The sequence below is a fragment of the Phenylobacterium sp. genome (genome assembly GCF_037968635.1).
Taxonomy (GTDB): domain Bacteria; phylum Pseudomonadota; class Alphaproteobacteria; order Caulobacterales; family Caulobacteraceae; genus Phenylobacterium.
In genome coordinates this window covers 1-9,974 of the sequence record NZ_JBBKVV010000052.1, presented here as the reverse complement: position 1 = coordinate 9,974, position 9,974 = coordinate 1, and the positions used below count along the sequence as shown (strand labels likewise).

Annotated in this window: 8 protein-coding genes; 3 read left to right on the top strand and 5 right to left on the bottom strand. The window is 67.0% G+C overall.

The window, feature by feature from the left end:
- Positions 1 to 562 (bottom strand): tRNA (adenosine(37)-N6)-threonylcarbamoyltransferase complex dimerization subunit type 1 TsaB (gene tsaB / locus AAC997_RS05520; RefSeq protein ID WP_340644687.1); only part of this gene is annotated, 562 nt, incomplete at its 3' end.
- The gene (locus AAC997_RS05515; RefSeq protein ID WP_340644686.1) at positions 562 to 1,140 is read right to left on the bottom strand and encodes a NifU family protein; all 579 of its coding nucleotides are present in this window, start codon (positions 1,138 to 1,140) and stop codon (positions 562 to 564) included. The genes tsaB and AAC997_RS05515, both read right to left, overlap by 1 nt.
- Before the next feature lie 304 nt (positions 1,141 to 1,444).
- Here AAC997_RS05515 and AAC997_RS05510 point away from each other — a divergent pair, with 304 nt between their 5' ends.
- From AAC997_RS05510 to AAC997_RS05500, 3 genes are all read left to right on the top strand, one after another.
- Positions 1,445 to 3,364 carry a potassium transporter Kup gene (locus AAC997_RS05510; RefSeq protein WP_340644685.1) on the top strand — a complete coding sequence of 640 codons (1,920 nt, stop codon included), beginning with the start codon at positions 1,445 to 1,447 and terminating at the stop codon, positions 3,362 to 3,364.
- Positions 3,364 to 3,726 (top strand): hypothetical protein, encoded by a 363-nt coding sequence (locus AAC997_RS05505; protein WP_340644684.1) that lies wholly within the window; start codon positions 3,364 to 3,366, stop codon positions 3,724 to 3,726. Before AAC997_RS05510 ends, AAC997_RS05505 begins: the two co-directional genes overlap by 1 nt.
- 64 nt (positions 3,727 to 3,790) lie before the next feature.
- Complete coding sequence (locus AAC997_RS05500; RefSeq protein WP_340644683.1) at positions 3,791 to 5,023, top strand: argininosuccinate synthase; 1,233 nt, start codon at positions 3,791 to 3,793, stop codon at positions 5,021 to 5,023.
- Positions 5,024 to 5,096: 73 nt separating this feature from the next.
- Here AAC997_RS05500 and AAC997_RS05495 read toward each other — a convergent pair whose 3' ends face one another.
- From AAC997_RS05495 to AAC997_RS05485, 3 genes are all read right to left on the bottom strand, one after another.
- Entirely contained in the window at positions 5,097 to 5,681 is a 585-nt protein-coding gene (locus AAC997_RS05495; RefSeq protein ID WP_340644682.1) for a hypothetical protein, read from the bottom strand.
- Positions 5,682 to 5,889: 208 nt separating this feature from the next.
- Positions 5,890 to 7,842, bottom strand: coding sequence for a methyl-accepting chemotaxis protein (locus tag AAC997_RS05490; RefSeq protein ID WP_340644681.1), 1,953 nt, complete (start codon positions 7,840 to 7,842; stop codon positions 5,890 to 5,892).
- A 56-nt stretch (positions 7,843 to 7,898) separates the two neighbouring features.
- Positions 7,899 to 9,911 (bottom strand): TonB-dependent receptor, encoded by a 2,013-nt coding sequence (locus tag AAC997_RS05485; protein WP_340644680.1) that lies wholly within the window; start codon positions 9,909 to 9,911, stop codon positions 7,899 to 7,901.
- Positions 9,912 to 9,974: the final 63 nt, after the last annotated feature.

Here is a 9,974-nt window from a genome sequence, read left to right as displayed (position 1 = left end):
GGGCGTCGCCTTCGACAGACTTGACCGGGTCGGCATGGTCGGCCATCACCACGATGGCGCCGGGCAGGATGTCGGCGAGCAGGGCCGCGCCGGAGCCCACCAGGGTCACTGACCCCACCCCCGCCAGTTCGGCCAGCCGGGCGGCGGCGGTTCCCGGCGGCAGGGCGTCGGGCGCGCTGACCGCCACGCCGTCGGCGAAGGCCTGGAGGTAGATCTGGTCGCGCTTTGCGTCGAGGACGGCGAAGACCGTGCCGTCGATCGGCTGGGCGAGGGCCTCCAGCACACCAACCCCGATGACCGGGATCGACAAGGCCGCTCCCAGGCCCTTGGCGAAGGCCAGGCCAACCCGCAGGCCGGTGAAGGAGCCTGGACCGACGGTGACGCCGACCCGGTCAAGTCTGTCGAAGGCGACGCCCGCCTCGCTCATGACTTCGGCCACCAGCGGCGCGAGGCGTTCCTGGTGTCCCCTGGCCATGGGCTCGACTCGGCGCGCCAGCACCCGCCCGCCGTCGAGGACGGCGGCCGAGCAGGCGCCCAGACAGGTATCGAGGCTGAGAAGGATCAGAGGGTCTGCTCGACCCGGGTGACCTCGGGCACATAGTGCTTGAGCATGTTCTCCACGCCGGCCTTCAGGGTCGCCGAGGAGGATGGGCAACCCGAGCAGGCGCCGCGCATGTGCAGCCAGACCACACCGGTGTCCGGCTCGAAACGGTTGAACAGGATGTCGCCGCCGTCCTGGGCCACGGCCGGGCGGATGCGGGTGTCGAGCAGGTCCTTGATCTCGGCCACCACCTGGGCGGTGTCGGCGTCGTAGATCGTCTCGTCGTCATGGCCGCCGCCCTCGGCGCTGGCCTCGGCGGCGAACAGCGGCCGCCCCGAGGCGAAGTGATCCATGATCGCGGCCAGGACCGGCGCCTTCAGGTGGGGCCAGTCGTGGTCCGGGTGCTTGCCCACGGTCACGAAGTCGGGGCCGAAGAAGACCCGGTCGACGCCATCAATGTCGAACAGGTCCGTGGCCAGGGGAGAGGCCTCGGCTTCCAGGGGACTGCGGAAGTCCCGCGAGCCTTCCGCCAGGACCGTCTGTCCGGGCAGAAATTTCAGGACCTCGGGGTTCGGGGTGGCTTCGGTCTGAATGAACATGGGCCAGATGTGGCGTTAGAACAGGCAATGCGCAAGCTTTGGCGCGCCCGCGGACCCCCGCGGGCCTTCAAGGCGCGACCCGGCGCCGCATGAGGGGGCCAAGCTGCGATTGAACGGCGGTGGGAAAGGGTGTATCGCGCCCGCCGCACAACGGCATCCCGCCGGCCCTAAGGGTTTGAGGTCCATCTGGACCGCCAGCCTTTCAGAGGACTTTTGATGCAAGACCATTTTCTGACGCCGGACCGGCGATCCCTTCGGCGGAAAATGGTCAGTGGAACCGACGTCTCGGTCCCGGAGACTTTGAATGGCTGATCCGGCCAGCGGCGCCCCCGAGGCGACGGAGGATTCGCTGCACGCCCCCCACAAGGACAGTTTCCGCGCCTTGGCGCTGGGGGCCATCGGCGTGGTGTTCGGCGACATCGGCACCAGCCCCCTCTACGCCATGCGCGAGGCGCTGCACCACACCAAGGACACCGTCTCCAACGAGATCGCGGTGCTCGGCGTGGTCTCCCTGGTGACCTGGGCGCTGATCCTCATTGTCACCATCAAGTACGTCGTCTTCCTGATGCGGGCCGACAACAAGGGCGAGGGCGGCACGCTCGCCCTGATGGCGCTCGCCCAACGATCCCTGGGCCGCCGCTCCACGGTGGTGTTCTTCCTGGGCGTGATTGGCGCGGCGCTGTTCTATGGCGACGGCATCATCACCCCGGCGGTTTCGGTGCTCTCGGCCATCGAGGGGCTGAAGGACGCGCCGGGCCTCGGCAACCGCATGGACGCGTTCGTGGTGCCGATCTCGGCCGGCATCCTCGTCGCCCTGTTCATGGTCCAGGCCAAGGGCACCACCAGCATCGCCCGCTACTTCGGGCCGATCACCGCCCTGTGGTTCCTGGTTCTGGCGGGCCTGGGCGCCTACCACATCGCCGACGACCTCTCGATCATCCGCGCCCTGCTGCCCCACTACGGGGTGATCTTCCTGTGGGACAACGGCCTGCTGGGCTTCATCATCCTGGGCAGCGTCTTCCTGGCGGTGACGGGGGCTGAGGCCCTCTATGCCGACATGGGGCACTTCGGGAAGAAGCCGATCCAGGCGGCCTGGCTGATCCTGGTGCTGCCGTCCCTGCTGCTGAACTATCTGGGCCAGGGCGCCCTGGTGCTGTCCAACCCGGCGGCGCGGTCCAACCCCTTCTTCGAGATGGTTCCCGAGGTCATCTATTGGCCCGTGCTGCTGCTGGCCACGGCGGCCACGGTCATCGCCTCCCAGGCGGTCATCACCGGCGCCTTCTCCATGACGCAGCAGGCGGTGCAACTCGGCCTGTTCCCGCGCATCGACATCCGCCGCACCAGCGAGACCCAGGCCGGCCAGATCTATGTGCCGCAGGTCAACACCATCCTGATGATCGGGGTGCTGGTCCTGTTGTTCACCTTCCGCAACTCCTCGAACCTGGCGGCGGCCTACGGGATCGCCGTGACCGGGGCGATGTTCGTCGACACCCTGCTGTTCTTCGTGATCATCAAGCACATGTGGAAGCGGCCCACTTGGCAGGCCTGGCTGGCGGCGGTGGGCTTCGGCGCGCTCGACGTGACCTTCATCTCCTCGAACCTGCTCAAGATTCCGCAGGGGGCCTGGCTGCCCCTGGTGCTGGGCCTGGCCCTGGTGATGGTGATGTGGACCTGGACCCGCGGCGCCCAGATCCTTACCGACAAGACCCGGCGCGATTCCGTGCCGCTGCTGGAGCTGTCGGAAATCCTCAAGGCCCGAGCCCCGCACCGGGCGCCCGGCACCGCGATCTTCCTGACCTCCGACCCGGACATGGCGCCCGTCGCGCTGATGCATAATCTCAAGCACAACAAGGTGCTGCACGAGAAGAACATCATCCTGACCGTCCACACCGCCGAGACCCCACGGGTGAAGGAGGATAATCGGGTGTCGATCGAGCCGATCAACGACGACTTCAAGAAGGTCACCATCAATTACGGCTTCATGGAGAGCCCGAACCTGCCCAAGGCGCTGGGGCTGTGCCGCAAGCTCGGCCTGAAGTTCGACATCATGGCCACCAGCTTCTTCCTGGGCCGCCGCTCGGTGGTGGCCTCGGCCCAGTCGGGCATGCCGCTCTGGCAGGACAAGCTGTTCATCTTCCTGATGCGCAACGCCGCCAACCCCACCGACTTCTACAAGATCCCCCCCGGCCGCGTGGTCGAGCTCGGAACCCAGGTGACCGTCTGATGCTGCTCTCTCTCCTGGGCGACGCCCTGTGGATCATCTCGCTTTCCATCATGGCTTCCACCACCCGGAGCGCCTGGGGTCGGATTGATCCGGACACCAGGGTGCCGCTGCAGTTCGCCCTGAACGGCAAGCCGACCTTCCGGCTGAAGCGCAACCTGGCCCTGCTGGCCATTCCGACGACGGCCTTCTTCCTGGGCCTGGCGCTGGTGGCCTTCAATCGCAACGCCGCGGCGACGATGGAGCAGGCGGTGATCCTGTTCGGCGTCCGCGCCACCGCCGCGGCCTTGATCGCCGTCGGTCACCTGCGCTGGCTGAAGGCCGCCCTGGACCAACTGCAGAGTGAAGGCGCGCTCAAGCCTTGATACGCCGGGCCTTTGGCCCCTATACGCCCGCGACGTCCACTTCCTGCCGAAAGTCCGCATGCCCATGTCCAAGCCCGCGATCAAGAAAGTCGTCCTGGCCTATTCCGGCGGGCTGGACACCTCGATCATCCTGAAGTGGCTGCAGACCGAGTACGGGGCGGAGGTCATCACCTTCACCGCCGACCTCGGCCAGGGCGAGGAGCTGGAGCCGGCCCGCGCCAAGGCCCTGGCCGCCGGCGTGAAGCCCGAGAACATCTTCATCGAGGACGTGCGCGAGGAGTTTGTCCGCGACTTCGTCTTCCCGATGTTCCGCGCCAACACCGTCTATGAGGGCCAGTACCTGCTGGGCACCTCCATCGCCCGGCCGCTGATCGCTCAGAAGCAGATCGAGATCGCCCGCAAGATGGGCGCCGACGCCGTCAGCCACGGCTCCACCGGCAAGGGCAATGACCAGGTCCGCTACGAGGTGGCCTATTACGCGCTCGAGCCGGACATCCACGTGATCGCCCCCTGGCGCGAGTGGGATTTCAAGAGCCGTGAAGCCCTGCTGGACTTCGCCGAGAAGCACCAGATCCAGATCGCCAAGGACAAGCGCGGCGAGGCGCCCTTCAGCGTCGACGCCAACCTGCTGCACTCTTCCTCGGAGGGTAAGGTGCTGGAGGATCCAGCGGTCGAGGCGCCCGAGTTCGTCTATATGCGCACCATCGCGCCCGAGGATGCGCCGGACAAGGCCACGGTCTTCACCCTCGACTTCGAGAAGGGCGATCCTGTCGCCATCGACGGCGAGAAGATGAGCCCGGCCACCCTGCTCACCAAGCTCAACGAGCTGGGCTACGCCAACGGCGTCGGCCGGCTGGACCTGGTGGAGAACCGCTATGTCGGCATGAAGTCCCGCGGCGTCTACGAGACGCCCGGCGGCACCATCCTGCTGGCTGCTCACCGAGGCATCGAGTCCATCACCCTGGACCGCGGGTCCATGCACCTGAAGGACGAACTGATGCCGCGCTATGCGGAGCTCATCTACAACGGCTTCTGGTTCACCCCGGAGCGCGAGATGCTGCAGGCCGCCATCGACCACAGCCAGGCGATGGTCACCGGTCAGGTGACGGTGAAGCTCTACAAGGGCAACGTCACGGTCATCGGCCGGACCAGCCCCTACTCCCTCTACGACCAGGACCTGGTCACCTTCGAGGAAGGCAAGGTCGCCTACGACCACAACGACGCCTCGGGGTTCATCAAGCTGAACGCCCTGCGGCTGCGAGTCGCCGCCAAGCGGGACAAGCGCGTCAAGGGCTGAGACGCGGCCCTATCTGGACAGCAAAACGCCCGCCTCCAGGTCCGGAGGCGGGCGATTCTGTCTGCACAGTCGGCTAGGGCTGCGGCGGACGCAGGACACGGGGGCCGAGGTTGTCCATCACCGCCCGCGCATCGAAGGCGCGGGTGTCATCCTGGGGCTTGGCGCCCCTGTGCATGACGATCTCGGCGCTGGCCTCGAACTTCTCCACGGTGCGGGTGTCCATACGGTCGCCCCAGAAGGGGTCGCCATAGAAGGGGTCCCAGGAGCGCCAGCCGTAGCCGCCGCCATAGTAGCGCCAGGACGGACGCCAGAAGTTGTAGCTGGGGCCGTACCAAGGCCGGTAGAAGGGATCGGGCTCGACATAGGTCCGCGCGTTGCGGTCAGTCTGGCGATCCACCACCGCGAACCAGTCATACCCCTGGGCCACTGTCAGTTCGGCGGCGCGGTAGAGCAGGTAGCCCTCCACAGTCTCGCGCGAGGTCAGGCTGTTGCCGGCGAAATTGACCCGGAACCTGTCGGCCTCCAGGCGAACCTCGGAGAAGCCGCCGGCGGTGGCCTGGCCACGAATATTGGGCTGATAGGGGGTGGCGGTGGCGCAGGCGCCGAGCGTGGCCAGAAGCACGGCGCTGGCGGCGAGGGCGGCGTATCGGCGGGTCATGTCTGGGCCCCTGAAGTGATCGACTGGAACATACCAACCGAACACATGGGCTTAATTTTGGTTGCAGCCAAGCATTTGATGTCAAAGTCGAAATAGGAAAAAGTCGGCGCGCGTCTGTCTTGAGTCAGACGCGCGCCAGATTTGTCCTCGGGGGAGGAAGCCCGTCCGACGCTGGGGAGCGCCGGGTCAGGATCTCGTCAGGCCAGGGTCAGAATTCCTCCCAATCCCGGGGCTTTTGCTGGGGGGCCGGGCCGCCACCGAAGTTGGCGCGGATCTTCTCGGCCATGCGGCGCGGCGGGGAGGCCGCGGGCCGCGAGCCCGGTCCGGCCGCCTGCGGGCGGGAGACCCGGGGCGGGGCCGTGTCGGCGCCGGTGCGGAAGTCACCCATCAGACGACGCAGCTCGGTCGCCTCGCCGTTCAGCGCGTGGGCCGCGGCCGTGGACTGCTCCACCATGGCGGCGTTCTGCTGGGTCACCTGGTCCATCTTGTTGACGGCGGCGTTGACCTCATTGAGGCCGACAGCCTGCTCCTTCGCGGACGCGGCGATCTCGCCCACCAGGCCGTCGATTTCGTCGACCTGGGCCACAAGCATCTCCAGGGCCTGACCGGTCTTGCCGACCAGCTGCACGCCGGAGCCGACCTGGGTCGACGAGGCGCTGATCAGGGCCTTGATCTCCTTGGCCGCTTCCGCCGAGCGCTGGGCGAGCGCCCGCACCTCGGAGGCGACGACGGCGAAGCCCTTGCCGGCCTCACCGGCCCGGGCGGCTTCAACGCCCGCGTTCAGGGCCAGCAGGTTGGTCTGGAAGGCGATCTCGTCAATCACGCCGATGATCTGGCTGATCTGAGTGGAGGACTTCTCGATCTCGCCCATGGCCACCACGGCCTGGCGAACGATGTCGCCTCCATCGGCCGCGCCGGTCTTGGCGGTCTGCACCACCGCCCGCGCGTGACTGGCGCCGTCCGCGGACTTCTTCACCGTGGCGGTGATCTCGTCCAGGGCGGCGGCGGTCTCTTCCAGGCTGGCGGCCTGCTGCTCGGTGCGGCGCGACAGGTCGTCGGAGGCTCCGGCGATCTCCTCGGCGCTGGAGCCGATTTGCGAGCTGGTGGCGACGATGACCTGCATCGCGTCCCGCAACTTGGCCACAGCGCCATTGAAGTCGGCGCGCAGGGCCTCGTATTCCTCGGGGAAGGCCTGGTCGATGGCGTGGGTCAGGTCGCCCTGGGACAGGCGCGACAGGCCGTTGGCGAGCGTGCCCACCACGGCGGCCTGTTCGGCCTGGGCGTCGGCGCGTTCTTTCTCGACCTGGGCGCGGGTGGCCTCCTCACGGGCGGCCGCGGCCTCCTGTTCCTCGCGCATGGCGGCGAGGCGCAGCTGGTTGTCGCGGAAGACCCCGAGGGAGCCGACGATGGCGCCCAGTTCGTCGCCGCGGGCGATGCGGTCCAGGTCCTGCTGGTTGTCCCCGGCGGCAAGCTTCTCAGTGGCGCCTGCGATGCCCTGGATGGCCCGCTTGACCCCCAGGATGGTGGCCACGGAAATCCCGGCCACGGCCAGCAGGGTGATGAGCGCTCCGCCCATGGCGAGTTGACCCGTGAGGGCCGCCTCGTCGGCGCTGGCCTTGGCGTGGGCCTTGGCTTCCTGCTGAACCAGGGCCGTGGCGCCGTCCAGGGTTTCGGTCATGCGATTGTACTGAACCTCGAAGGGCTCGACGAAGGCCGCCGCGGTGGCGAAGTCGATGCCGAGCATGGAGCCCACGACTTCGATCCCGCCGCGATAGTCGGTCAGGTCCTTGATCAGGATATCGAAGCGCTTCTGTTCGGCGGCGGGGAGCTTGCTCTTAAGCTTGCTGAGCTCGGCCTTGATGGAGTCGACGTCGGTCATCAGCTTCTGCAGCTGGGCGGTAGAGTCCATCCCGGGCGTCGCGGCTGTGTGGGTCATCAGCAGGTAGAGGTCGCCGTGCACCGCGGTGATGCGCTTGGCGATGCGGGCCAGGTCGAGGCTGACGGCCATGTCCTCGGACACGATGCGCTCGATGGCCTTGGACTGCTGCTGCTGACTCCAGAAAGCCCCGCCGGCCACCAGGGCCAGCATGAGCACGGCGAAGGCGGGAGCGAACGCCATCTTCACGACGAGTGAGAGGTCGGCGAGGCGGAAGGTCTTCATCTCAAATCTCCGAAGGAAAGCGTGACCCCGCCGCGACGCGGCGGGGTCGGCTTAGCTCACCAGGTCTTGTTGAGGGTGAATTGCACCCGACGCTCGGCCTGCAGGCCGCTGGGGCCCTTGGCTTGCGACTCGCGGCTGTGAAGCAGGTTGACCCCGTCCACACCCATCACGATGCCGTTCTGCAGCTTGTAGGACACCCGGCCGGCCAGGGTGGTGTAGGCCGGGACCGGTTCCAGCAGGTTGCCGTTGTAGGACGAGAACTTGCTCACCTGATGGACGTAGCCGTCCACCGTCCACTGCTCGTTGGCCCAGCCGAGGGCCAGGTTGCTGCGGTACTTCGGCGTCGTGGCGGCGAAGTCCACCTTGCGCAGGACGAGGACCGCCTGGCTGATCGTCGGCTTGTCTTCGATCTTGGTGTAGGTGGTGTCGGCGCGCCAGTGGAAGCCGGCTCCGAACTTGCCCGAGGCGGCGAGCTCGAAGCCCTTCATCTCGGAATCGCCGGTGTTGGCGTACTGGTAGGCGTTCCAGGTGGTCGCGGTCGCCGGGATGTCGATGATCGCGGTCGAGAACTGGCCCTTCACGCTTTCGGTCTTCTGCATGAAGGCCTTCACGCTGGCCTTGGCCTGCAGCGAGGGCAGATCGCGGTCATAGGTCAGCTGGTAGTTGGTGACGATGGCCGGATCGAGGAACGGGTTACCCTCGATCAGGAAGCCCACGGGGGCCGGTGTGGCCGGCGGAATGATCAGGCCGCCCAGCTCCAGCAGGGTGGGGGCCTGCACACCGCGGGCGTAGGTGGCGCGCAGGCTGTCCTTGTCGGTGGCCTTGAAGACCGCGCCGACATTGACGCTGGTTTCCTTGATGTCGCGATCCCAGAGCGCGTTGCTGGTCTGAGGCACGCCGGCCGGGAAGGGCCCGGTGCGTTCCAGGCTCAGCTTGTCCAGGCGCGCGGCGGCGGTGAGGGACAGCTTGGGATTGACGGCCCAGTTCCACATCACCGAAGGCGCCACGACCTTGTAGCTGATCTTGGCGCCCGAGTAGGACGCGGTGTCGAGCTGGTTGTCGCGATACTCCAGGCCGACGCGGACGGTATGGGCCGCGCCGATCTTGAACAGGTCCTCGATGCTGGCCACCGTGATGCCGTTCAGATAGCGGCGGCCGGGGGTCAGGGCGTCCAGGTCGTTGTGATAGCCCTGGATCTGGATCAGGCCGAACTTGGTGTCGGTGCTGAGGGTGGCCTTCAGGCTGTCGGTCTTGATGCGGTGGGCGGCGTAGGCGAAGGTCGAGATGACCTGCGAGGCTTGGCCGTTGGAGTAGGAGCCTTCCACACGAAGCTGGGTCTTGGACCCGAGTTCGGCCACGGCGTCGACGTTGGCGTGCAGGGTGGAGGGGTTATGGATCATGGCGGCGGTGACGGCCGCGCTGTTGTCCTTCCACTCGTTCTGGTGCTCGCCGCCGGCCGAGAGCCGAACCGAGACCTTGTCGCCCAGGCGCATGGTCTTCACGACGGAGACGAAGTTGCTCTCGCCGGTGCCGGTGCGCAGATCGATGGCGTTGGCGTCATCGAACTTGGGGTTGAAGGTGATGATGTTCACCACGCCCGACACGGCGTTGAAGCCGAAGATGGCGCTGTTGGGGCCCCGGACCACTTCGATCTGGCGGATTTCGCTCAGCGAGATGGGAAGCGCGGTCCAGTCGGTGTAGCCGAAGTGGTCCAGATAGACCTGACGACCGTTGATCAGCACCAGCAAGCGCGGCGAACGAGCCTGGTTGTAGCCGCGAATGCCCACGTCGGACTGGCCGGCCGCGAAGTTCAGCACATCCACGCCGGCGACGCGGCTGAGGATCGTGGGCAGGTCGGTGGCGCCCGAACGCTTGATGTCGGACGAGGAGATGATGGTCATGTCCACCGGCACCTCGGTGGAGCGCTGCGGTGAGCCGGTGGCCGAGGTGGTGACCGGTTCGTTGAACAGTTGCTCCAGCGAGCCGTAGTCGATGGATTGCGCCTGGGCCGCGGTGGCGGCCAAGGCGAGGCCGGCGGCGGCGCCGGCGAGGAGGACTTGCTTCTTCATGGGGTGTCTTTCCGAGCCGGTCAGGCTCAGATCTCCTTGATCATCATGCGGAAGGCGGCCTTG

Coding starts and splice junctions, on each gene's coding strand:
- AAC997_RS05515 (WP_340644686.1), bottom strand. CDS start 1,140: ATGTTCATTCAGACCGAAGCCACCCCGAACCCCGAGGTCCTGAAATTT.
- AAC997_RS05510 (WP_340644685.1), top strand. CDS start 1,445: ATGGCTGATCCGGCCAGCGGCGCCCCCGAGGCGACGGAGGATTCGCTG.
- AAC997_RS05505 (WP_340644684.1), top strand. CDS start 3,364: ATGCTGCTCTCTCTCCTGGGCGACGCCCTGTGGATCATCTCGCTTTCC.
- AAC997_RS05500 (WP_340644683.1), top strand. CDS start 3,791: ATGTCCAAGCCCGCGATCAAGAAAGTCGTCCTGGCCTATTCCGGCGGG.
- AAC997_RS05495 (WP_340644682.1), bottom strand. CDS start 5,681: ATGACCCGCCGATACGCCGCCCTCGCCGCCAGCGCCGTGCTTCTGGCC.
- AAC997_RS05490 (WP_340644681.1), bottom strand. CDS start 7,842: ATGAAGACCTTCCGCCTCGCCGACCTCTCACTCGTCGTGAAGATGGCG.
- AAC997_RS05485 (WP_340644680.1), bottom strand. CDS start 9,911: ATGAAGAAGCAAGTCCTCCTCGCCGGCGCCGCCGCCGGCCTCGCCTTG.